A 25,797-nucleotide genomic window follows, 5' to 3' on the forward strand; every position below is an offset into this window, starting at 1 on the left:
GTTGTATTATTTTGGGTTCTCATGCAAATAGCTGAAAGAAAGCGCCCTTGAGGATGTCTTTTTTTATAGAATCGATGAACAGACACAATATAAAAAATAATTAATCAAATAATTAAAAACGAGAAAACATTATAATGAAATGGGGGAATCAATTGTTACGTAAAAGACATTTGTATGTGCTTAGTGCTCTCTGCTCCATTATATTAGTTGGATGTAAATCTCAGGTTAAAGAAGCATCTTTAGTAAGTGATATAGGCGAGAAATCTATAGGAATAAAAGACATTGGGGATACACAGATAAATTTAGTAGATCCTACTAGTGGAAAAATAGTCAAACAAATAAATTTAACTTCATTAGGATATTTTCAAGATGAAAATCAATATAAATTAAATATTAAAAAAATCGCTAATGAAATAGGCAAACAGATTGATCAAAAAATGATACCTTCTCATATGACTAGTGATGGAATATGGAAAGAAGGAAAGCCTTCATATGAATTATTTGAAAAAGAGTTAGTAGAGGATTTAATGGATGTGGGAATGTGGGAACGTTCCCGTGCATTGCCAATTGTTAAGAAACGGCCTATTGCTCAATCAAAAGATGCAAATCGAAATAGCGAAGTAATTGGAAAATATGTGACGGACATAGTTGGCACAGCTAATGGTAAGATAGAAAACATTCGTTTGTCGGCAAATACTATTAATGGTGTAATATTAGGAAAAGGTGATCGTTTTTCCTTTAATGCTTTAATAGGAGATACAACACCTGATAAAGGATATCAGCTTGGAAAAGAAATCGTTGCGGGAAAATTAGTAGATGGTTATGGAGGAGGGGTTTGTCAAACTTCTTCTACACTTTATAATGCAGCGGATCAAGCAGGATTAAAAATGATAGAAAGATATAGTCATTCAAAGCCAGTTGGCTATGTACCTATAGGAAGAGATGCAACTATAGCGTATCCTTATTTCGATTTAGTATTTGAAAATACGAATGATGTACTGGTAGAGATCTTTATGAAGGTAGAAGGTAATAGATTAACCGCGGAAATACATAGGTTAATCTAAAAGATCTGTTTGGAGAGTTATTCTAATTCCTACCTTCCATTAGGTGTCCTGCCGCATGCCCATCAAGTTAAGAAAAACAAATACCCCAAAGCAAAAATGCCATCCCTTCTATTCTCTTTTTTTACCATCTTATTATCTGAATTGTACTAAAAAAGCATTGTTTTAGGATACAATAGAGTCAAAAGATGAACTATTAGAATAGATCGAATCATTGATATATCAATGTTAATAGAGGGGGAATTATATGATTCGTGAAGCTGAACCAAAAGACAGTCATGTAATTGAAAATCTATATAAAAAATTAGCACCACATAGTAAAAACATTAAGGTTTTACCAGAAAGAATTGAGCAGATAAGGAATGATTCTAATAATTTCTTATTTGTGTATGAGGAAGATTGTAAAGTTAAAGGAAGTATATTTATGACTTTTTGTCTTGATCCTGGATATCAATTTAGACCATATACCGTTCTAGAGTATGTGATTGTAAATGAAGATTTTCGAGGTAATGGGATAGGTGAAAAGTTACTAAAACATGTAGAACGGCTATCAATTGCAAGGGGATCCACAAGAATTATCCTATTAAGTAGTATAAATAGAATAGAAGCACATAAATTCTTTTCTAAAAATGGTTATAATGGCACTATAAGTAAGGGATTCAAGAAGTATATACCGATTAATTAAGTTTTCGTTATGGGGATAATTCAAAACCTTAGATTAATAGTAATTGTGTGTTTTTTAAATTGGATTTTTTGAGATATAAGCGGAGGGGAAAAGGCATGATAAATCAAGCTGAATTACTATGGAAACGTATAATTAATAGAGGTTCAAGCCTTGAAGTGAACTTTCAAAAAACATTAAACCTCCAACCGGGTGCAAGTGATGAAGATTTTCAGTTAATTGAAACTACACTGGGTATTACACTTCCTAAAGAAATGAAAAGTTTTTACAGGGTGTATAACGGACAAATTTGGGAACCTGGGGTTGAATCTTTTGTAAGAAATTTGGTTCTTTCCCCAACTTCTCAAATTATAGACAATTGGACATTTCTACAGGATGAATTCGATCCAGATGATTTAGAGTCGAATATTGAAAATGAACTTAAACCTGTTCTTTGGAATTCTAAGTGGATTCCAATTGCAGAAAATGGTGGTGGGGATTATCTTTGTATTGATACAGATCCATCAGAATCTGGAGTAGTAGGACAAGTGCTATATTTTTGGCATGATTGGGGAAAACGTTCTGTTGAGGCAAAAGGCTTATTTGAATTCATAGAAATCTGTTTGAAAGAAGATAATAGAATGCAGTGTTCTAATGAAAATTAGAGTTACAAAAGAGGATGTGAATTATTATTTACATCCTTTTTTGTTTTTTAAATTAAATCATCAGAATCGCACCAGTTAGAGCAATAGAATTGTAGATGAATTTACATCAACTTAAGAGTTTTAAGTAGACCCTAAACAAAAAAATTTCTTTACAGCTAGTTATTTATAAGAGCGCCTCTTATTTAAACCTATATTTTGATGCAATTTTGCATATCCTAATAAAGGGAATCTATATACAGAGTGTGATTGAATTATATTAATAACATTAAAGGTAATGAACATGCAGGTTTCCCTTTTTGTTTATTAGTTTCATCAGAAAAGAAGTCAGATCTTTGAAAGACTTTTGTAACATTTATGAAAGTCATTTGAAACATATTTAAACTAAGATGTACATGTCGAAGGTGATTTTATTTCAGTCGGAAGTAAAAAGTATTAGCAATGTATAGTATAATTTCATCTTTTGTATTCATGTAGAGATGATAAAAAAAGGGAGAGATTGCATAAATCTAATTTAAGAAAAACATATGATTATCCAGTAGGTATTTTATTAACTCTTACATCTAAGTAAAAAACAGAAAATCAAGTTCAGCTTCATTATCACTAGCATATAGAGATAACTTTTATTATCCTGGTAGATTCCTATACAGATATGATATTGTTGATCTATATTACTACAATGAACCTGGTCGTACTAAATCTATAGGATTAAATAATTTACAAAAGGCTCAAGTAATTTACAAAATATTTATCATTTAGCATATTCAATTTGATTTAAAACAATAAGATTATAAACCACAGAAAGGTACTCATTCGACACTCAGTAGAGTGCCTTTTTTTGTTCAAATTATATCAAAACGTATCATTTTCTTTTTGATATAGTATTCTAGTGTACAGAAATAATATGAAATATCATATTTTATATTATGTTATATTAATAATGTGTTTTTATGGATTTTATAAATGGAGGAAATGTTATGAACAAGAAATCAAAGTTTACCCAAATGATGCTCGGTATTAGTACAGTGGCCTTATCATTTGGAAGTATTCAAACACAAGTATCAGCGGAAGAAAATACACCTTATAATGTGTTACAAAAGAAACCAATTGGGATAGAAACTTCAACCGATGAAATTGCACATTCTACAAAAGCAGACGAAACATTGTCTTATGAAGAACGTTTAAAAGTGAGCGATTTTTCACAACGTCCAGCTCCGGTCGTGAAACGAGCAGCGGCAAAACAATTTCAGCAAAAGTATTCTGTGGCAGAGCTGAATAGAATGAGTGATGACGAATTAATTGATACATTGGCAAATGTTAGTTGGGATCAAATTACAGATTTATCTCAGTTTAATCAAGAAACAAAAGCGTTTTATCAAAATAAAGGGCGAATACAAGTTATTATTGATGAATTAGGTCGCCGTGGAAGCACATTTACAAAAGATGATACAAAAGGGATTGAGACGTTTGTTGAAGTATTATATTGCGGTTTTTATTTAGGCTTTAATAATAAAGAGTTAAACTATTTAAATGAGCGAAGCTTCCATGATAAATGTTTACCGGCATTAAAAGAAATTGGAAGAAATCCGAATTTTAAACTTGGTACAGATAAACAGGATAAAGTGGTATCTGCATATGGTAAATTAATTCATAACGCTTCTTGTGATGCTGAAACAGTTCAATATGCAGGGAATATATTAAAACAATATAACGATAATATTTCTACATATGTAAGTGATCCGAACAAAGGGGCTGCCATGTATAATCTCATACAAGGGATTGATGATGATATGCAGTCTTACTTGAATGAGACACGTAAAAAAGCGGATGAAACAATATGGTATGGGAAAATTGATAGTTTCATAAATGAAATCAGTCGAATGGCTCTTCTGAATCATGTAACACCAGAAAATAGCTGGTTAATTAATAATGGTGTTTATTATGCTGGTCGTCTAGGGAAATTCCATAGTAATCCAAATAAACCTTTAGAAGTACTTACACAAGCAATGCATATGTACCCTCGTTTAAGTGAAGCTTATTTTAATGCGGTAGAGCAAATTTCAACAAACTATGGTGGAAAAGATTATAACGGAAATACAGTAGATTTACAGAAAATACGTGAAGAAGGCCAACAGCAATACTTACCAAAAACGTATACATTCGATGACGGTTCTATTGTATTTAAAACAGGAGATAAAGTAACGGAAGAAAAGGTTAAGAGATTATATTGGGCTGCTAAAGAAGTAAAAGCGCAATATCATCGTGTAATTGGAAATGATGCGGCGTTAGAATCAGGGAAAGCTGATGATGTACTGACAATCGTAATTTATAATGATCCATATGAATATAAACGAAATAGCCAACTATATGGATATGATACGAATAATGGTGGCATTTACATTGAAGGAAAAGGAACGTTCTTTACATATGAACGTACACCACAGCAAAGTAGTTATACTTTAGAAGAATTGTTCCGTCATGAATTTACACACTATTTACAGGCAAGATACGAAGTTCCAGGAGCATGGGGACAAGGAGAATTATATCAAAATGAACGTATGACTTGGTTTGATGAAGGAAATGCAGAATTTTTTGCGGGATCTACTCGTACGAATAACGTTGTTCCGCGCAAAAGTGTAATTAAAGGATTATCATCTAATCCTGCAGAACGTTATACAGCAGAACGAACATTATTTTCGAAATATGGATCATGGGATTTTTATAATTATTCTTTTGCACTGCAGTCTTACTTATATACTCATCAATTTGAAACTTTCGATAAGATTCAAGATTTAATTCGTGCAAATGATGTGAAGGGTTACGATGCATATCGTGAAGCTTTAAGTAAGGATCCAAATTTAAATAAAGAATACCAAGACTATATGAAGCAGTTAATTGATAATCAAGATACATATAATACCCCACAAGTATCAGATGATTATTTAGCTGAACATGCACCAAAGCCACTAGCTGATGTAAAGAAAGAAATTGTAGATGTAGCAAAGATAAAAGATGCAACAATGACAAAGCATAATTCTCAATTCTTTAATACGTTTACATTAGAAGGAACATATACAGGCGGCGTAACAAAAGGAGAATCTGAAGATTGGAAAGCGATGAGCAAGCAAATCAATCAATCTTTAGAACAGTTAGCGCAAAAAGAATGGAGCGGCTACAAAACAGTTACAGCGTATTTTGTTAATTATCGTGTTAATGCGAACAATCAATTTGAATACGATGTTGTATTCCATGGTGTTGCAACGGGAGAAGAAGAAAAACAGACGATTAAAGTAAATATGAATGGACCATACAATGAGATGTTAAATGAAAAAGTTGAGTTTCATAGCGATGGTACAGAAAGCACAGGTGGAAAAATTGTTTCGTATCTCTGGGATTTTGGCGATGGTACAACAAGTACAGAAGCAAATCCTACTCATGTATATGGAAAAGAGGGAACATATACTGCAAGGCTAACAGTGAAAGATAATAAAGGAAACGTAGGCCGAGGACAAACAACGGTTACCGTAAAAAAGGATGAGCCAGTAGGTCATGGATATGACAGCGCAAAGGCAATTCGTTTTAATAAGCTTTTCAAAGGAAATATGGATATGCCTAATATGGCGTATATGTACACATTCAATGTTACATCTCCAAAAGAAGTAGATATTTCCTTTATAGATGAACAGGGAATTGGAATAAAATGGGATGTATATCACGAATCAGATTTAGGAAATCCTGTCATTACGGGTCAAGCGGATGGAAATAATATGAAAGGGAAATTTGAAGCGAAACCTGGGAAGTATTATGTAGTTGCATTTTTTGAAGAGGAAAACAGAAAGGGAACATATTCATTATTAGTAAAGTAAATTCGTTTAATCGTATATAACGACGAGAAGTAATGAATAAGAAACTTTTGCTATTCCTTGTTCATCTGTTTAACAAAGAATAATTTAATATTCGAGAAAAAATTGAATTAAATAAAAAAGAATCCCTTTTGGGATTCTTTTTCTTGTTTAAAGTTTGCTCACACAAATGATCTGCACATCAATCCATCTTTGATATACAGATCATTTGTATGATAATTTTTATAAATAATTGCGGAATAAGAAACTTACATAAATGCTTTTAAAAGCTCTTGTACGAATGGAAGTACTCCACCTACAAATTTTAAAACTGCCATTGCGATTGCCATGTTATTTCCTCCTCTTTTTATGTGTTAAGATGTTGTACATCTTTATGCTTTTATTATAGTAAGCGCTTACATTAATATCAATACATTTCGATATGCAATATTGCATAATTATATATAATTTATATATATAATTAAATAAATTAACGATGAAGCTAATGAACATGCAGGTTTCCTTCTTTGTGTGCTAGTTTCATCAGCAAATACGTCAGACCTTTGAAAGACTTTTGTAACATTTATGAAAGAGAAATGAAAGATTTGTTAGCTAGGATGAGGCTTATCTACTAGTAGAAGATGCGCGCAGATAGTAAAACCATTAGTGAAAATAAGGAGAAGTTAAGGTATGTTTATGAAAAGAAAACTGTCTATATTTGCATTTTTAGCACTAATATTTAGTTTGATAGTTACTGTTTTTCCTACAAATTCTGCTTATGCAGAGGAAGAAGATCGTATACTTGATATTTATGGTGATCCAATTACTACAAATAAAGACTATATATTAATAAATAAGTACTTGGACGTGGTGGGAGTTCATCCTTCACAACGTATAGCACCTGTAGGTCAGAATAGATTTGGAGTAACTTATGAGAAGTACGCTGGTTGGCATTATGCAATTCAGTATAGAAAAGCATCTTATTATGGATCAGCGGAAATACATAAAGATACAAAAGGCAATGAGTACTATGGTACACCTATAAGTTTTGAAACTCCAGATGGATTAAACAGTGATGGATATATAAGACATAATACGCCAGTTACCATGTCAATGTGGATTGGTGGACCAAATGCTGAGGCAGGAGGAGTAAAAAAATATATAAATGCAAAGGATGCTGGCTGGATTTATTTTAGCGACCAATCAAAAAGCAAGTTAATCGTTCAGAAAGTAAATTCGAAGGAAATAAACTTAGCAACAGGCACCACCGAGATTCTTAGAGATAAATTTGGTAGACCTTGTGATTGGTACAGTGCAGATCCAAAGAACTCTTATTATGGGGTTACATCAACTTTCCAAGTACAGATAGCACAATACCCAGGCTCAGATCACGAGAAAAGGTGGGCGATTTCTGCTCCTAAAAGCGTTGCTGGTTATGAATTAGTACCTTTACCATAGAGCATCTATTACATTTAGATTTATATAACTGTACTTATTAATATGTAATGTGTCTTTCAGTAAGGTAAGAGAAGACCCTATGAAAGAAATTTAAATTATATATCAAATGGAGGAATATTTATGAAAAGAAAAATTTTTGCTATAGCTTCTGTCATTGCTTTAACAGCGCCTGTTCAGAGCGTGGCGTTCGCACATGAAAATGATGGGCAATTTGATCCACCTATTGCTCAAAGATGGTCAGCAGAATCAATACATAATGAAGGAGTAAGTTCTCATTTATGGATTGTCAACAGAGCTATTGATATTATGTCCCAAAATACGACTGTAGTGAAGCAAAATGAGACAGCTCTATTAAATGAATGGCGTACTAATCTAGAGGAAGGTATTTATTCTGCAGATTATAAAAACCCATACTATGATCATTCCACATTCGCTTCACACTTCTATGATCCTGATTCAGGAAAAACGTATATTCCATTTGCTAAACAAGCAAAGCAAACGGGAGCAAAGTATTTTAAATTAGCTGGTGAAGCTTATCAAAATAAAGATATGAAAAATGCATTCTTTTATTTAGGATTATCACTTCATTATTTAGGGGATGTCAACCAACCAATGCATGCAGCAAACTTTACTAACATTTCGCATCCATTTGGCTTCCACTCAAAATATGAAAACTTCGTTGATACAGTGAAGGACAATTATAGAGTAACAGATGGAGATGGCTATTGGAATTGGAAAAGTGCAAATCCAGAAGAGTGGGTTCATGCATCAGCATCAGCAGCAAAGGCTGATTTTCCATCAATTGTTAATGATAATACAAAAAATTGGTTCCTAAAAGCAACGGTATCACAAGACTCTGCTGACAAATGGCGTGCTGAAGTAACACCGGTAACAGGAAAACGTTTAATGGAAGCACAGCGTATTACAGCTGGATATATCCATTTATGGTTTGATACGTACGTGAATCACCAATAACAAATACACTTATGCATGGGAAGGCACTGAAAAAGTGATTACTTTGAAAAAATAACGTGTATTTTATTAATATGTAGAAAATGGAAAGGAGTTCATTACCTGTATATAGTAGGTGGTGAACTCCTTTTTCTTATTAAGTGGGCTTTTTCAGTGGCCTTATATATGGCAAAAGTTATTTATGCTATAAAGTGAAACTTCCATCAGCTGAATATACTTTAAAACCAGGTTCCGTAGTTGCTGGAGTTGTAAATAAAACAATCAATTCACCTTTTGCACAGTTCTGGCAAGGTGGCCACCCACCTAACTCAAGAGGCATCCGCACCTTCAAACTGACTATTATAAAGCGAAGCATAGAAACCATCAGCCTTCAATAACTCTTCATGATTACCTTGTTCTACAATATCCCCGTCTTTCATGACAAGGATTAAATCGGCATCACGGATTGTTGATAATCTATGAGCGATGATGAAGCTTGTTCTGCCTTCCATGAGGTTTTCCATGGCTTTTTGAATCAGCACTTCTGTACGAGTGTCAATGGAGCTTGTTGCTTCGTCGAGTATGAGTATTTTCGGATCCGCTAGAAGGGCACGGGCAATTGTTAGTAGTTGCTTTTGTCCTTGGGATACGTTGCTTGCTTCTTCGTTTAGTTCCATTTGATATTTATTTGGTAAGGTTTTTACGAAGCTGTGAACGTGGGCTGCTTTCGCTGCTTCAATCACTTCTTCGGCGGTTGCACCCAGTCTACCGTAACGTATGTTTTCCATGATGGAACCGTTAAATAGCCATGTGTCTTGCAGCACCATCCCGAACATGCTGCGCAAGTCTTCGGGGGTGAAGTTTTTTATATCGTGACCGTCTATACAGATGGCACCACTGTTTACATCATAAAAACGCATTAATAGTTTTACGATCGTTGTTTTACCTGCTCCGGTTGGTCCTACGATGGCTACCTTTTGTCCAGGTTTAATATTAGCTGAGAAGTTATTGATGATGATTTTATCTGGATTATATCCAAATTGAACATCTTTGAATGTAACTTCTCCTTTAACTTCTTGAAGCTTCACTGGGTTTTCTGCTTCCGGAATTTCTTCTTCTTCATCTAAAAATTCGAAAACTCTTTCTGCAGCAGCTGCAGTGGATTGAAGTACGTTAGCGATTTGGGCCACTTGAGCGATTGGTTGCGTAAAGCTTCTAACATATTGCACAAATGCTAAAATATCTCCAACAGCAATTGTTCTCTTTACAGCGAGCCATCCGCCTAAAATGGATACAGCTACGTAACCGATATTACCGATAAACATCATAATCGGCATCATCATTCCAGATAAAAATTGAGATTTCCATGCAGAGTGGTAAAGAGTATCATTCACCTCTTCGAATTTTTTCACTTCTTCTTCTTCAGTGTTAAAAGCTTTTACGATATTGTGACCACTATAAATTTCTTCGACCTGACCGTTCACGTGTCCTAAATACTCTTGTTGGGACTTAAAGTATTTTTGTGATCTTTTTACGACGCCCATTATGAGTGTCATTGATACTGGTAATATTAAGAGAGCTACTAATGTCATTTGCCAGCTGATTGATAACATCATGATGAGTACACCGATGATTGTAATAACGGATGTGATGATTTGCGACATACTTTGGTTTAAAGTTTGACTCACAGTATCTACGTCATTTGTAACTCTAGATAATACTTCTCCATGTGTCGTTTTATCAAAGTACTTAAGCGGCATACGGTTGATCTTTTCATCAATTTCTTTTCTGAAGTTATAAGATACCTTTTGTGCGACTCCCGAAATGATATAGCCTTGGATAATGCCAAACGCAGTGCTCGCTATATATAATCCAAGGAGCAGGAGCGCAATGTTTCCGATATAGGTAAAGTCAATGGCAGCACCGTGCACGCCTGTTACTTTGTCTACGAGTCCTTCGAAAAGTTTTGTTGTCGCTTTACCTAAAATCTTTGGACCGACGATTGCAAAGGCAGCACTACCGATTGCGAAAATAATAACGATTAGGATTGAGAACTTATATGGCTTTAAGTATTGAAGTAACTTATTCATCGTTTCTTTGAAATTTTTTGCCTTCTCAATCTTCCTCATGCCGCCGCCCATATGACCGCCGCCATGGCCACCTTGTCTGTTATGTTCTATTTTTCTATCACTCATGATGACAACTCCTCTTTTGAAAGTTGTGATAAAGCAATTTGCTTATAAACTTCACAGTTTTCCATAAGCTCTTCATGAGTACCAGTTCCGACTATTTTTCCTTCATCAAGTACAATGATCTTATCTGCATTCATGATTGTACTTATTCTTTGGGCAACAAGTAGAATAGTACTTCCCGCAATCTCATTGTTTAAAGCCCTCCGCAAGGCTGCGTCTGTCTTAAAGTCAAGAGCTGAGAAACTATCATCAAATATGAAGATTTCCGATTTTTTCGTAAGAGCACGCGCAATAGAAAGTCTTTGTTTTTGACCACCGGAAACGTTCGTACCACCTTGTGATATTTCTGTACGGAAGCTTTCCGGTTTCGCGTTAATAAACTCCATAGCTTGCGCGATTTCTGCCGCTTTTGCGAGTTCTTCTTCAGTTGCTTCTTTCTTACCGTATTTCAAATTACTTTCGATCGTACCTGAGAATAGAACTCCTTTTTGCGGTACATAACCAATTTTCTCTCTTAATTCCTTCTGAGATACTTCTCTAGTATCCGTGCCATCTATTAATATTTGGCCGCTTGTTACATCGTAAAAGCGTGGAATTAAGTTGATTAATGTTGATTTACCACTACCTGTACTTCCGATGAAAGCTGTCGTTTCTCCAGGTTTTGCGGTAAAGGTAATATTGGAAAGCACATCTTCTTCTGCACCTGGATATTTAAAGCTAACATTTTTAAATTCAACGTAGCCTCTCTTGTCAGAAGCAAATGTTTTTGGCTCCGCTGCGTCATGAATAGAAAGATCAGTATCTAAAACTTCTGCAATGCGCTGCGCGGATACAGAAGCACGCGGAACCATAATGGATACCATAGAAATCATTAAGAAGGCCATGATGATTTGCATTGTATATTGCATAAATGCCATCATATCACCAACTTGCATATGTCCCATATCCACTTGGTGTGATCCAACCCAAATAATAAGTACAGTAACGGCATTCATGATAAGCATCATCATTGGCATCATAAATGACATTAAACGGCTTACAAATAAATTGGTTCTTGTTAAATCTTGATTTCCTTTTTCGAATTTCTTTTCTTCATGCTTTTGATTATTAAAAGCACGAATCACGAGCATACCTGTTAAAGATTCACGAGTGATCAAGTTAATTTTATCTACTAACTTTTGGATACTCTTAAACTTAGGGATCGCGATGCTAAATAGACCAATGACTAAGCTTAAAATCGCGATAACTGCAACTGCGATAATCCATCCCATTGAAAGGTCTGTAGTAAGTACCTTAATAATTCCGCCTATGCCTAAAATCGGTGCATAGAATACGATACGAAGCAGCATAACCATAAGTGTTTGCACTTGTTGAATATCATTTGTACTTCTTGTGATTAGAGATGCAGTGGAAAACTTATCAAACTCTGTATTAGAAAAGCTTGTAACCTTTCGAAATACTTTCTTTCTAAGATCTCTACCTAATCCAGCAGCCACTTTTGCAGCAAGTAAACTCACGATAACGGTAGCTGCCATACTTACTAAGGATAAAAGCAGCATTTTTCCGCCAGAAGTAAGAATATAATTGGATTGAAGCTTATCTGTATTGATACCGATCTTTTTATATTCATTCTCAATGAATGAAACGGCTGACTGTGTTACCATGCTGCCTGGCATATTCTTAAACTTTTCATCCGCCTTTTCTTTCATTGCATCGATTTGATCTTGAGGTAGTTTAGCAATTACTGCAAAAGGATCTGTATTTGGCGGAAGCTTCGCCGGTGCTTTGTTATCACCTGGCGCAGTGAAAGCAGATGAGCCGCCTTTTTCAATTCCTTGTGTAATTAACATTGGTTTCCCGAATATATCGTTAAGTTCGTTAATTGTATTTTTATCCTCTGTATGTAGCTTATAAAGCGGTTCTTTATCAAGCTGCGGATAATCTTTTAAGTCATTTTTCAGCTCACTTTGAGAAAGATTGTTCTTATCTAAAAGTACATAGTTGTCATCTACTTTTTTCTTCTCATTTTCATTCATAAAGAGTGTAAGTTTATCGAGCTCACTTTTACGAATAACCCCAGGTACTGCGTTTTCTACACCTTTTTGCTGAATACCTACATTCACAATGTTAGACATGTAGTCTGGCAGTGACAGGTCACATACGGCTTGTATGGATAATAGGCATATAACTGCAATGATTGAGGTAACAAATGGTTTTAAATGTTTGATGATCTTTAACATTTAATTCATCTCTCCATTTTCCTTTTCTAATTTTTTTAGCTTTTACTTCGGTTCCTTCCTTTATCCTTCGTATTCTCAGTAATGAATTCTAGCAGCTCTTTACGTACTTTCAACCACAGATTAATTCTATGACTCTATGAAGATATGATGCAACTTTTAGGGTATAGAATTTCATAATGAATTTGTTAAAGAATTTTAAACTATATATACATCAATTAAAAAACGGACATAAAACCCCTCTTTTTAGGTAAGAGAGAGCATCTGGCCATGCATAGAAGCGGTCAGGGCCTTTTTCTGCCACATGCGAAGTAAAAACAGAAAGCGCAAACGAGTGTAGGTTACTTTTTATTCTGTATAGCAGGGTTTTAGATGTCGAAAAATTAATTCACAAATTCGGTTTCAACTAAAGGAAAAAGGAGAATTCTCTGAATGGTCTGAGGACATTAGCATTGTAATGTTCCGTATTCTTCAGGAATCCATTACAAATGTAATACGTCATTCTGGTGCCAATGAAGTAGATGTATGTATACAAGAACATGCACAAGAATTATCGCTCATTGTTTCCGATAATGGACAATTTTTAAGTGAAAATTTATACCAAAATGGTTTTGGAGTAAAAGGAATGATTGAACGGTGTCAATCTGTTGGGGGAACTTGTAATTTTTCGGTTAATTCAGACGGGGGATTGAAGGTGGAAGCGATTATTCCTTTAATGAATCGTGTATGTGATGAAGCCTAGAGATAGGAGGGACGACGAATGAAAACGATAAAAAAATTCGAATCATGTTAGTGGACGATCAACCAATCATCAGACAAGGGCTGACGTATATATTTAATAGTCAATCAGATATGGAAGTTGTAGGTGAAGCAGATAATGGTAAGGATGCCGTAAAGATTGCTTTGCGCTGCATACCTGATATCGTGTTGATGGATGTACAAATGCCGCAGGCGACCGGCATTGCTGCAACTCGCAATATTGTGCAATCTTTTCCAGATACAAAAATAATATTGTTGACAACCTTTGATGTGCAAGACTATGTATTCGATGGGATTCGTGCTGGTGCCGCCGGATATTTATTAAAGGATACTCAAACGAAAGAGCTATTAGATGGTGTACGTTCTATACAGCGCGGCGCCACTTTATATAATAGTATGACAGCGGAACAAGCGCTCGCAAAGATTATAAATTCTAGAGATAATATTTCAACAAATCAGCCTAAGGCTTCATCTTTTATAGAACCATTAACAGATCGAGAAATTGAGATATTGCAACTCATAGCATATGGAAAGAAGAATAAAGAAATAGCAAATATACTGTATATTTCAGAAGGAATTGTTAAAACCCATGTACATAACATTATTCAGAAACTTGAGGTGGCAGACCGCACGCAAGCTGTAGTTTTAGGGATTCGTATGCAATTAGTAAGATAAATTGTTCTGAGGTAGAGAATTCGATTTATTATAAAGGGGGGAAGATACACTTTTGTAAAGATAATATTGGGGTAGCACCACATCGTCATCAACCTAAGAAAACAGGTCACCCCCCATAACGAAAATTTTACCTTTTTACAGTTATTTATGAGAATTCGACTCATCTTTTTCGTTTTTGGGACAATTAATCCCTTAAGTTGATAGATGTGTAATGATACTTACATTGTAACTAGAAAGTAACAATAATTACATTAATGGATATTTTGTGTCGTTAAATTAAAAAAAGATTACATTTTTGTTACAAAAACTATTGATTATATTTAAATATCATAATATAATTCTGTTTGTGGAAATAAAAACTAAAATTATTCATTATTTGGGGGATATGGAAAATGAAGAAAGCTATTTTACCAGTTTTAATGTCTGCAATGTTTGTAGTGCCTGCAGTATCTCATGCTGAAAACCAAGAAGCTGTAAAACAACTTACTCCAAAAACAGAACAGGCAATGCAGAAAACAGGGTGGGTAAAAGAGGGAAATACATGGTATTTCTATGATCAAAATAGTGTGAAGAAAACAGGGTGGTTAAAAGATAATGGTACATGGTATTACTTGAATGCGGATGGGGCAATGAAAAGTAATGGCTGGTTAAGTGATGCCGGAAAGTGGTACTACTTTGCTGAAAGTGGAGCAATGAAAACTGGTTATATTCAAGATCAAGATGCAGGTTACTTATTAGGAAAAGATGGTGCCATGTACTCTAAAGAGGGCTGGGTTCAGTATGAAGAGGATTGGTATTACGTTCAGCAAGGTGGAAGTCTGCATTATGGTACACTGAAGTATAATGGTAAGACATATTTATTGAATCCAGACAACGGGAAAATGTGGAAAAACAATTGGGTAGGTTCATATCCTGATGGTAATTATTTCTTATCTGATGGAGCAATGGCAACTGGTTGGAATTTGATTAATAATGAATGGTACTACTTCGAAGAAAGCCGGACGCATTTTAATACTCATAATGGTTGGCTAAGTTATAAAGGAAGCTGGTATTACTTTGTGGCTTCTAAGATGCAAACAGGTTGGATTGAAGATAATGGGAATTGGTACTACCTGAATGCAGATGGAACGATGAAAACAGGCTGGTTAAAAGATAAGGGCACATGGTATTACTTAAATGCAAATGGCACAATGAAAAGCTCAGCTAATGGGTGGGACGAAGGTTGGTTAGATGAGGGAGGAAAGCGTTACGTTTTCGCTGACAGTGGTGCCATGTGGACAGGGAAAATGTGTGAAGGAGGTACTTGTTGGTACTTCAATCCAGATGGATCAATGTTTACAGGCTGGAAATTAATTGATGGTGAATGGTATTACTTTGATGATAAAACTGGAGCAAGCCACGCAGGTTGGCTAAGTTATAACGGGAAATGGTATTACTTTTATGATGGCCCGATGACAACAGGCTGGGTACAAGATAAGGGCACATGGTATTACATGAATGAAGACGGAACGATGAAAACAGGCTGGTTACAAAAAGATGGAAATTGGTATTATTTACAGTCTAGTGGTGCAATAGCAACAGGCAAACATTTTATTGATGGGAAATGGTATTCATTCAAAGATAATGGCGTTATGATGTAACAAAGGTTTTTTTATTGAATAAATGACATCAGATATCTATTTTAAGATATTTCTATAATGAAAAAAGACACCTGTGAAGGTGTTTTTTTCATCTCTTCTTATTAATCTAGGAAGAATAACGTTTATAACAATAATGGGTAGTAAGTACTTTTAAGTTGATGGTAATGGGATAGCACCACACATCCATCAACTTAAGCATTTAGGCTATTCTTAAAGTAAAAAGCACGTTACTATTCTCTTATGTTAATGAGAATAGTAACGTGCTTTTTATGAATATACATCAGTTTGAAATGAACTCAATATATAATCTTTTATATTAAATCGATACTCACTTAAAAAGTTGATATGCTCCCATCCTAATGATGAGATATGTTTTAATAGTTCTTCATTAAACTCATACTTACTTTTTAACATTTCTACAGATTTACTTAAATATACGGCGTTCCATATAATAATGGAATTAATCGGAATACTTCATAAATTCGCTCGTTGTATTTGATCCTGGAGAGCACGTTTAGGTATATCATATAGCTTTTTCATAATTGCATTTATTGCAAGCGTTTTCAATTTTAGGGATTGTTATAATCTACATTTTTCACAAAACATTTCTTAGCATATTTAACTTTAAGCATTGGTAACAAAACCCTTATTGTTTATAGTTTTTAACTATGATTTTTCCCTATTTTTAATATATAGATTCCTAAAATAATAAATCCTAGTCCTACAAACGGGACAGTTGGAAACTTCGTTCCTGTTGATGGCAGGTGATGCTTTTCCTTACTTGCAAGATCATTTTCCATTGCGCGCTCTTTACTTTGTATATCATAAGATTGTTTAGCATTTCCATATGTAGCATGCACTTTTTTAATTTCCAGGCCACTTGTTATTTTTTGATTCTTTATTTCTATTTCTGCTATCTCGCCAGTTTTTACTTCCATTTTTTTTATTGTAGGATCAAGTACATAACCTTCTGGAGCCTGAATTTCTTTTACAACATACGTACCGGTAGGAAGTTTATTTAATGTAGCAATCCCATTCTCAGTTGTAGTGATTTCTTGTCTAAAATCCCCATTTTCACTTACAACCTCAAACACTGCCCCTTTTAAAGCCTCTCTATTTTCTCCTACCTTCATAATTTTTAATGACCCCAAAAATTCCCATCTTACTACTATATCTGTACTGCTTTTTTCACTCATTCTTGGTAATAAAGCAGTTACATCTTGAATCCTTTGTTGGCCATCAAAGGTAACTGCTTGTAAGCTCTGCAATTTTGCATTTACTCTGATCTTGAAATTTCCACTTGTTGCGTTTTTGGGAATCATAACTTTAAATTTTTCCTCTATAGAGAATTCATTCTTTTTTTCACCTTGTTCATTTATAATTTTAGCTCCTTCTGGTGCACCCTCCATTTGAACTGAGTATACTCCAGATACTGAATTTGATTGAACTCTATATAAATTTGTTTCGAAATATTCCCCATTTTGCTCTACAGTTTGTTTTCCAGTAGGTATTACGTTCAAATATGTTTCCTGAACTTCAGTACCTTTAGAAGCTTTTTCTACCAAATGCTTTACAAGGTTATATACCTGTTGGTTTTCTGGCTTTGAATCGGCAATTTCAATTTTTTTAGATGCAATCCAGATAGCTAGTTGAGTTGCATAGTAGGCTTCCTCTTTTGTAGAAACTCCTAATTCAGCCGGCGTTTTTTGAGGGTATCCATAAAGTAAGACACGATATACAAAATCATTCTCTTTTCCAATTTCAGAAAGATCATCTCCATTAGGTGAATTCAAATCAGGTGATAAACAATATGCAACATCTTTTGATGACGTTCTTAGTAAGTCTGCCTTTACCTTTACTTCAGTACCTTTGAATTTAATATAATTCCAGTTCATTTGAAACTTTTCTTGATGTATTATCTCGGCTGCTGCTTGTGGAATAGAAACCCCTAGCAACATAATGATTAAACTTATAATTCCAAAATATTTTGTTAACATTCTGCGTTTCATTTCATTCCCACCATTCATCAAATTTTCAGGAAAAACCTTACATGCTGATTATATTTGCTGTAAAAGAATATTAGTTTGATTATTCAGAAATTTATAGGTGTAAATAATGATTGTTTTATAATTTCATATTTTCTTATAATCTTTATCGTTTAATTGGATTTACCATATTTGTTAAAGATACTACTTACTTAACTAAATGTACGGGCGTAAATATTATTCTATACTATTAAAAACTAATTCAAAAAATCAATTTTTAGAATTTAAATCTATGTATTTAAAAATAAATACACTTAACAATCCACCTATTAAATGAATGTTTTTTCTATTCAATTTACCTTCACAAAACACCGGCTGCATCCTTAGGGAATTTAGCCATATTTTACATTTATTATTTTTAGAGAATACATGACTTGCAATTCTTTTTTTATGTTATGATATTTTGTTTATTGATTCTTGTACAAGAATATACTTCTCAAAAGTAAAATAATTTTAATCCTTTATCATTCTTTTAGCTATTTATATACATTCATGGATAGATTGAAAATCATATATACGCATGTGCATTGTAACTTAGACGGTTAATACACGGGACCATCAAACTGTTCCAACAGAAACATAAGGGACACTATTTGATGACTGGTTGATAATTTCATTATATAACAAATATTAACAATTAAAGATTTTAATTTTTAAAATTATGTGAATTAATAAAATAAAAAAATATCTTATTTTTAATTCCTGAAAAATCCCAATGTTTCATTTCACATAAACTACTTGGTTCTGGTGCAAAAAATACTATCATTGTGTACACTGAAAATATTCATAAATAAAGGACGTGTACGACGATGAAAAAACCAGTGGATTTTAAATGGAAGCACTATGAGCCGGAGAGTTTGGTTATACAATTTATCAATCCGCCATTTTAGAAGGAGGAAGAGATCCATTTTATCAGTGGATTAATGACAATGACAAGATAGAAAATTATGAACTGGAAGGAGCACAATTCATCTTTGGTAAAATGACTGGAAGTAATGTAAAGGGCATGAAAATGATTGTTCCTGCAAAAGGAAAGGACAGTACTTATCAAGTTGTAATCATTGATGATGTTTTAAATAAGGCTGAATTAGAGAAAATCATGATTTCCTTTTTGAAATAAAAACAGAGTCTCAAGAAAAGAATCTTGAGACTCTGTTTTTATTTGAGTTCGAACGAAATCTTCATGTGATAAAAGAAATTAATAATCTATAAAACAAAAAAGTGAGATGAAATTTTTGTTTTGGGGGTACTTCAAAATTTTAGCTTGATGGCGATGGGGTGGTACCCCAAAGATAAATTATATCTTAGCAACAACAAAAGAGGAGGAAATAATATGGCAATCACAATGGCAGTTTTATCATTTTTAGGTGGAGTACTTCCTTTAGTATCAGAACTTTTAAAAGCAGTAATGTAAGTTCATTATTCCGCAACTATTTATAAAAATTATCATACAAATGATCTGTATATCAAAGATGAATTGATTTGCAGATCATTTGTATGAGCAAAGTCCCTTTATATATTTAAAGGGACTTTTTTAGGTTTCTACATAATTGGAAATATCCTAAGTTTCGGTAATTTGATGAAAGACTTTTGGAGCAAATCACCAAAGAAGATGTAATTATGCATACCCAAATAAAGGGAATGTCTATACATTGTGTGATTAAATTATATTAATAATATTTAAATTCTATTTAAATTTTTCCGCAGATTATAATAGTTATTTTTTTGCTGAATATATCAAGTTGTAACTATTATAATTACTGAAATGAAATTAAGCAATAATTTTAGAAATATAATATTTTTACTAATATTAATACGTAATAATAGAATTAATAAATATATTCGACAAAATTCTACTATTTACGCATTGGAAATTTAATGTTTTAATAAAGGTGTAATTGGTATGACCACTGGGGAGAGGAGAAGATTATACGAATAAAAGTGCAGTAAAGTTGCAAGTAACATTATGTCAAGTTAATTTTCGGAACACTCAGTTAATTCCATTTGGAAACGATCTAGAATCATAAAATTATCACATTTGTAAAAAATAGCATTCTAAGTCTCTACATAGCAATTAGGATCTTATTTTATTCCGAGATGAAAGTATAAGCAATGTACAGCATAATTTCATCTTTTGTAATCTTGTAGAGATCATGCAGACAAAACTAGGGGGGAATAATGTACAAATATTTATAATCTATATTTAGGTTCCCATAATATACATCTTTATAACAATCTATAACGATTAATGGTTGTAAGGCTAGATTTCATATTAATAAAAATTAAACCTTTAAAATTTAGTCCAACTATTTTATCAAAAAACACCAATTAATAGGAGGAATTACCATGAAAAAAGCGTTAGTCGCAGGGTTATTAGTTACAGCAGTATCTACAAGTTGCTTCTTACCTGTAAATACTTTTGCAGAAAGTAAAACAACTTATTCACAACTAACAAGTAGTACAAATCAAGTTGCTATGAATAGGTTATCAGATTCGATTAAGACATTAGGATCACAGACGCCATTAATTCAAGGATATGGGCTAATCATATTAAAGCAACCAAACCTTGAAGTAACTGCCATACCTGGAATAACAACTGATCAAGGTACTGCAAGAAACCATGTTCAAGACTGGCTGGATAAATATAATCCAAAACTATTCAATGTAAATCAAGACCTGCAGGATTTTGGGACAAGATTTACAAATTATTATGATATATTGGTTGAACTAGCTGGAAAAGTGAATGACGATTCGCAAGCAAAAGAGGACTTTGTAAGTATTTTTAATGCACTTCAAGATCAAATGCAAGCAATTCAGTATGATATGAAAGGAGCTTCAGTAGACTTAAACAATTATAAAAATGACTTGGTTGAAGATAGTAAGAGCTTTTCTAGTAAAGTTAGCAGAGCGATTGAACTTTATAAGGGATCAGGCGGAGACATTGAAAAATTCAGAACGGAAATTAGACAACTTGATGAAAACATTCAAGATGATTATACAAAACTTCTAGCTCTACCAAAAGAAAATGTAAAAGGTTCTATAAATATTGGAAAGACGGTTATTGATATTTGGATAGACGCAGGTAAGGATCAAACTTTAGACACATCTAATTTGGAAGTGATTTATAACCAAGTTGGACAAGTCCAAAATGATGAAGTAACAAAACTGAATAATGATGTTCGTCAGAAGCAACAACAAAAAATTCTATTGCTACAAAAATTATCGAAAATTGAAGTGCAAGCAACTCAAATGACACTTATTGATCTACAGTTAAATAACTTTACAAGAGTAGTTAAAAAGCAAATTGAGAGTTTTGACAAGCTAGTAAGTAGTTGGGACATCTTTAATGACACAATGATTCAAATGAAGAGAAGTCTTAGTACTGATGCGAAAATAGATTCTAATGCATTACAAGCACAATTAAAAGAACTCAAAACGTTTACGGATGAATTGAATAAACAAACAACGGAATATGAAAATAGTGTTACAAACATAAAAGTAACAGAGGCAAAATAGTAGAATGAAGAAAAAAATTCTTAATAATATAATATAAGGAGATAGGAATATTATGAAAAAACCTTATAAAGTAATGGCTTTATCTACATTAATTGCAACAATCGCAGCGGGTAGCATTACGCCATCATATGTTTCGGCAGCGGAAAATACAACAAAATCAGCACCTATTTATGCAGGTGCAGAAAATAACTCCCCTGAGTACCCTGAGTATTCACTTGGACCAGAAGGGCTTAAAGATGCGTTAGAGAAAACTGGATCCAATATGTTGGTAATGGATCTGTATGCTTTAACTATTGTTAAACAAGCAAATGTTAATTTTGATGGTTTAACTGTAATTAACAATGATTTACAAAAAAGCATTAAGGACAACCACGATGCTTCTAAAAAAAATGCAAATCAATGGTTAGATGGTTTGAAACCGCAAATAATCCAGACGAATCAAAATATTATCAATTATAATACACAATTTCAAAATTATTATGATGTTTTGGTAGAAGCTGTAAATAATAATGACAAAGAAACGCTAAAAGCTGTGCTTACAAGTTTAGATGATAGTATTTCAGAGAATAAAGGTGCAGTGGACAGGTTAGTGCAAGATTTGAAAGCCTTTCGCGGCAAATTAGAACTGGATACACAAAATTTAAAAACTGATGCTAACAAAATCACAGATATTTTATCTGGTCAAGATGCTGGAATTCCATTGATGCAGAAACAAATCGAAACAAATCAAACATTAATTGATGAGAATAACAAGGTTTATATTGGATCTTCGGTTGCAACTGCTCTCGGTGCATACTTAACTGCTACAGTTATCTTTGCGCCTATTGGTGCAGGTGCATTAGGAGGCGGGATATACGGAGTTGTTACATCGCAGCAGCAGATAAAGAAAGCACAAGAAGAGATTAAAAATCTAACAGAAAATATTTCCACTGCAAAACAACAGGTAGCTAAGTTAACGATCTTGAAAAATAATACTAATAATTTAACAGAAACAATTGATGCAGCTATTACTGCCCTTGAAAATGTAAAGAATCAGTGGCAGACAATGGGGGCAAAATATAAATCATTGAATGACAATGTTGACAGAATTAACCCAGACAAGCTTGCTATTATTATAAAAACAGATCTGAAGATAGCTAAAGGTAGCTGGGAACAGGTTAACAAGTATGCTGAAAATATTCAAAAGGCTGAGATTTCATTCGTAGAAGAGAAAAAATAATATTACTTCAAGAAATTTCCGAAGTAATGAAAAATATAATATACTGACTTTCCCTTTTGAAGAACACATAATGTAAGTCTCCTGTTCAAGTTTGAGCAGGAGATTTCCTATTTAGTTATGAAACTTGATAAAGATTATAGAATAAGAAAGTATGAAAATCTCTATTTTAATATGTTGTTTTATTTGCAATGATCGTAATTCATTAGAAGTAAAGAATAGAAGCTTATGAATTTAAAAAAATACGTGATACATTTGAGAGAATAGGTGAAAAAAGGTGAATAAAAAATTGTATAAGAAAGTTATTTTATCAACGATCATTACTGGAATGGCAGCGAGTAATGTAATCCCACTTCATACCTTTGCAGCAGAACAAGCTGTGCAAAATAGTGTGTCCCAACAGCAAGAAGATAGTAAGAGCGATGATTTAGGTCCTGATAAATATAAAGAAGTAATGGAGAAAATGGGGGCAAGTATCCTTACAATGGATTCATATGCTCAAACAATTCGTAATCAAGAACAGACAGATTTAAGTAAAATAAGTTCTATAAATGGTAATTTACAAGCAAACATGATTAAGCATCAAAAGGATGCGCAAAGGAATGCAACATATTGGTTAGATAATCTAAAGCCTGATATTATGAAAACGAATCAGAATAGTGTAAGTTATAATGATACCTTTCAAGCGAGTTATGATCAATTACTAGCTGCTTTAGATCAAAAAGATACAGTGGCATTTAAAAATGAACTGGAGAAATTATATAATAGTATTTTGAAAAATAGCCAAGAAGTGGATGGACTACTAGAAAAGTTGAAAACATTTCGAAATACAATGGCTGAAGATACAAGAAGTTTTAAAGACGATTCTAATCAATTGAAGTCTATTTTAGAAAGTACGAACGCCGGTATTCCACTTCTACAACAACAAATCAGTAATTATAATAATATAATTAAAGAAAACTATGATAAGCGTGGTGGCTATATAGCTGCAGCTGTATTAATGCCTCCAGTTGGTATACCATTGATTGTCACTGCTGACAAGAATATCGCATCTGCACAACAAGAAATAGAACAATTAAAGTCCAGAATTTCTGGAGCAGAGGCAGAATTAGTTATTTTGACAGATGCCAAAAATAAAACGGAACATATGACTGCAACAATTGATACAGCTATTACTGCTCTTCAAAATATATCGAATCAGTGGCATACAATAGAATCAAAATATGATTCTTTACTAAAAAATGTTGATAAAATTAACCCAGACAGGCTTGCTTTATTAAAAATAGATTTGAAGATAGCGAAGGATAGCTGGCAGGACCTTAAAAATTATGCAGATAAATTATATGAAGGTGCTAAGATTGTACAAACTGGAGAGATTGTACAAATAGGACAACCAATAGAAGGGATTGTACAAAAAGGACCGGATTGCACCTGAGTACATGTAAATAATATTAAAAACATACAACCTTGTATTTGTTGGCAAGGTTGTACGTTTTTTTATAGAGATGTAACAACTTCAGGTACCGTCAATATTTTTGTGTAAATAAAGAATTCCTTTTCTTGTAGGGGAACGGAAACCATTCTGGGTATGAGGGGTCACTCTGGGATTTAATTACAAATTAAAAAAGAACTTTATTCAAGTTCTTTTAATCTACGATACAGAACCTAAACACTCATGTAAGCATCCAAATAGGTTGCTTTTTTCTCCGTTATATAGAAACTACATAATAAAAATAAAATTCAATAAAGTAGACATTAATTAAATATTCCCCCTATAGCTAGCTTTTGATAAAGTACCTTATTCTGATACTGTAAGGAATAAAATATCAGTCTGAAAGACTAGTACATCATATTCTTCAAATAATTATTTGTTTACTTTTTCCCAATAAATTTCTTCATTATATAAGTAAAAAAGAGATAAGAACACTTTAATTACGTGCATTATCTCTTTTCGAATATATATGGCATATCCCATGTAAAATTACCACATATTTTAATGGGACTTACAGTTTGCTCTTCAACAAAAATTATACCTCATTTTTTGTGAAAATATGCAATTTTAACTTTTCGTAAAATACATCATGGAAACATCTGTAATATGGACGTGTTGAAATATTATTGTTAGATATATCTATAATCTCATATTGGGGTACTGCCACATGCCTATCAACTTAAGAAAACAAGTTATACCCAAAAACAAAAAATCCCTCAGACAAGCCAAGGGACCACTTATTTACACAAAAATATTGACGGTACAGATTTAATTTTTGGATAAACTCTATTCGATCTATAATCTTGTGGGAATTTTTAACAGAAACAACATCTGAAGGTTGTCGAAGCCATGATAAATACGAGAACTTGTATCCTTTTCCTACACTTAATAACTTGTCTAGTTGCTTACATTGAGAAGGAGTAAGGTCTCTTGTCAATTGTTTGAAAATTTTTCTATGCGCTCGTTCACGTACAGCCCATGCTAAATGTTCAACTGCATATATGGCTGGTAGAATAATTTTACTTTTCCTCATTTCTGTAATAAGAGATCCCGCCACATTGCCATCAAGTTAAGAAATTCTTTGTTCCCCAAAACGAGAAAAACGAACTGAATTCCTATAGATAACTATAAAGAGATAAAATTTTCGTTTTGAGGATACTTTAAAATATTAACTTGATGGGCATGTATAGTGACCCTTTATAGCAATAAAACCAGCTTATGTAATATTGCATATTAAAATGTATTGATATATATGTAAGCGCTTACTATAATAAAGGTATAAAGATTTACAACATCTTACTATACAAAAAAAGAGGAGGAAATAATATGGCAATCGCAATGGCAGTTTTATCATTCTTAGGTGGAATCATCCCATTAGTAGGAGAGCTTT

The 25,797-nt window shown here is 33.3% G+C and carries 16 protein-coding genes and 3 pseudogenes; 13 read left to right on the forward strand and 6 right to left on the reverse strand.

Annotated features, from left to right (window positions below; translation table 11 throughout):
- The first annotated feature begins 134 nt into the window (after window positions 1-134).
- From JDS96_RS02995 to colA, 4 genes are all read left to right on the forward strand, one after another.
- Window positions 135-1,064, forward strand: a complete 930-nt coding sequence (locus tag JDS96_RS02995; protein WP_199665974.1) for a VanW family protein — start codon at window positions 135-137, stop codon at window positions 1,062-1,064.
- 244 nt (window positions 1,065-1,308) lie between these two features.
- A complete protein-coding gene (locus tag JDS96_RS03000) occupies window positions 1,309-1,746 on the forward strand; it encodes a GNAT family N-acetyltransferase (protein WP_003195645.1) in 438 nt (145 codons plus the stop codon).
- 95 nt (window positions 1,747-1,841) lie between these two features.
- A complete protein-coding gene (locus tag JDS96_RS03005; RefSeq protein ID WP_003195646.1) occupies window positions 1,842-2,387 on the forward strand; it encodes an SMI1/KNR4 family protein in 546 nt (181 codons plus the stop codon).
- A 974-nt stretch (window positions 2,388-3,361) separates the two neighbouring features.
- A complete protein-coding gene (colA, locus tag JDS96_RS03010; RefSeq protein ID WP_199665981.1) occupies window positions 3,362-6,250 on the forward strand; it encodes a collagenase ColA in 2,889 nt (962 codons plus the stop codon).
- Between the two features lie 245 nt (window positions 6,251-6,495).
- On the opposite strand, the pseudogene JDS96_RS32975 reads toward colA, so the two are convergent.
- A pseudogene (locus JDS96_RS32975) lies at window positions 6,496-6,682 on the reverse strand (hypothetical protein).
- A 234-nt stretch (window positions 6,683-6,916) separates the two neighbouring features.
- On the opposite strand from JDS96_RS32975, the gene JDS96_RS03015 reads away from it, so the two are divergent.
- Both JDS96_RS03015 and JDS96_RS03020 read left to right on the forward strand, forming a co-directional pair.
- Window positions 6,917-7,684, forward strand: coding sequence for a hypothetical protein (locus tag JDS96_RS03015; protein ID WP_016113381.1), 768 nt, complete (start codon window positions 6,917-6,919; stop codon window positions 7,682-7,684).
- A gap of 120 nt (window positions 7,685-7,804) precedes the next feature.
- On the forward strand, window positions 7,805-8,659 hold the full coding sequence (locus tag JDS96_RS03020; RefSeq protein ID WP_199665983.1) for a phospholipase C: 855 nt from the start codon (window positions 7,805-7,807) through the stop codon (window positions 8,657-8,659).
- A gap of 305 nt (window positions 8,660-8,964) precedes the next feature.
- On the opposite strand, the gene JDS96_RS03025 is transcribed toward JDS96_RS03020, so the two are convergent.
- Window positions 8,965-10,830, reverse strand: coding sequence for an ABC transporter ATP-binding protein (locus JDS96_RS03025; RefSeq protein WP_199665984.1), 1,866 nt, complete (start codon window positions 10,828-10,830; stop codon window positions 8,965-8,967).
- A complete protein-coding gene (locus JDS96_RS03030; protein ID WP_199665985.1) occupies window positions 10,827-13,067 on the reverse strand; it encodes an ABC transporter ATP-binding protein in 2,241 nt (746 codons plus the stop codon). The genes JDS96_RS03025 and JDS96_RS03030 overlap by 4 nt, the downstream gene beginning before the upstream one ends.
- Window positions 13,068-13,521: 454 nt before the next feature.
- Between JDS96_RS03030 and JDS96_RS03035 the strand changes: the two genes are divergently transcribed.
- From JDS96_RS03035 to JDS96_RS03045, 3 genes are all read left to right on the forward strand, one after another.
- Window positions 13,522-13,806: a sensor histidine kinase gene (locus JDS96_RS03035; protein ID WP_098114441.1), complete on the forward strand. Its 285-nt coding sequence runs from the start codon at window positions 13,522-13,524 to the stop codon at window positions 13,804-13,806.
- Between the two features lie 44 nt (window positions 13,807-13,850).
- A complete protein-coding gene (locus JDS96_RS03040; RefSeq protein ID WP_199665986.1) occupies window positions 13,851-14,498 on the forward strand; it encodes a response regulator transcription factor in 648 nt (215 codons plus the stop codon).
- A gap of 392 nt (window positions 14,499-14,890) precedes the next feature.
- Entirely contained in the window at window positions 14,891-16,138 is a 1,248-nt protein-coding gene (locus tag JDS96_RS03045; protein ID WP_199665987.1) for an N-acetylmuramoyl-L-alanine amidase family protein, read from the forward strand.
- Between the two features lie 267 nt (window positions 16,139-16,405).
- Here JDS96_RS03045 and JDS96_RS03050 read toward each other — a convergent pair.
- Window positions 16,406-16,654 (reverse strand): annotated as a pseudogene (locus JDS96_RS03050) (Tn3 family transposase); the annotation flags it as partial.
- A 146-nt stretch (window positions 16,655-16,800) separates the two neighbouring features.
- Window positions 16,801-18,147: a SpaA isopeptide-forming pilin-related protein gene (locus tag JDS96_RS03055; protein WP_199665993.1), complete on the reverse strand. Its 1,347-nt coding sequence runs from the start codon at window positions 18,145-18,147 to the stop codon at window positions 16,801-16,803.
- Between the two features lie 1,276 nt (window positions 18,148-19,423).
- Between JDS96_RS03055 and JDS96_RS03065 the strand changes: the two genes are divergently transcribed.
- From JDS96_RS03065 to nheC, 4 genes are all read left to right on the forward strand, one after another.
- A complete protein-coding gene (locus JDS96_RS03065; RefSeq protein ID WP_155895722.1) occupies window positions 19,424-19,597 on the forward strand; it encodes a hypothetical protein in 174 nt (57 codons plus the stop codon).
- 932 nt (window positions 19,598-20,529) lie between these two features.
- On the forward strand, window positions 20,530-21,699 hold the full coding sequence (gene nheA, locus JDS96_RS03070; RefSeq protein ID WP_003204425.1) for a non-hemolytic enterotoxin subunit A: 1,170 nt from the start codon (window positions 20,530-20,532) through the stop codon (window positions 21,697-21,699).
- Between the two features lie 52 nt (window positions 21,700-21,751).
- A complete protein-coding gene (gene nheB / locus JDS96_RS03075; protein ID WP_199665988.1) occupies window positions 21,752-22,918 on the forward strand; it encodes a non-hemolytic enterotoxin subunit B in 1,167 nt (388 codons plus the stop codon).
- 274 nt (window positions 22,919-23,192) lie between these two features.
- The gene (gene nheC / locus JDS96_RS03080; RefSeq protein WP_199665989.1) at window positions 23,193-24,350 is read left to right on the forward strand and encodes a non-hemolytic enterotoxin subunit C; all 1,158 of its coding nucleotides are present in this window, start codon (window positions 23,193-23,195) and stop codon (window positions 24,348-24,350) included.
- Between the two features lie 820 nt (window positions 24,351-25,170).
- Here nheC and JDS96_RS31865 read toward each other — a convergent pair.
- A pseudogene (locus JDS96_RS31865) lies at window positions 25,171-25,455 on the reverse strand (hypothetical protein); the annotation flags it as partial.
- Between the last annotated feature and the right edge of the window lie 342 nt (window positions 25,456-25,797).

Origin of the sequence: Bacillus cereus group sp. N21 (assembly GCF_016483395.1) — a bacterium.
In the GTDB taxonomy this organism is placed as follows: Bacteria; Bacillota; Bacilli; order Bacillales; family Bacillaceae_G; genus Bacillus_A; species Bacillus_A pseudomycoides.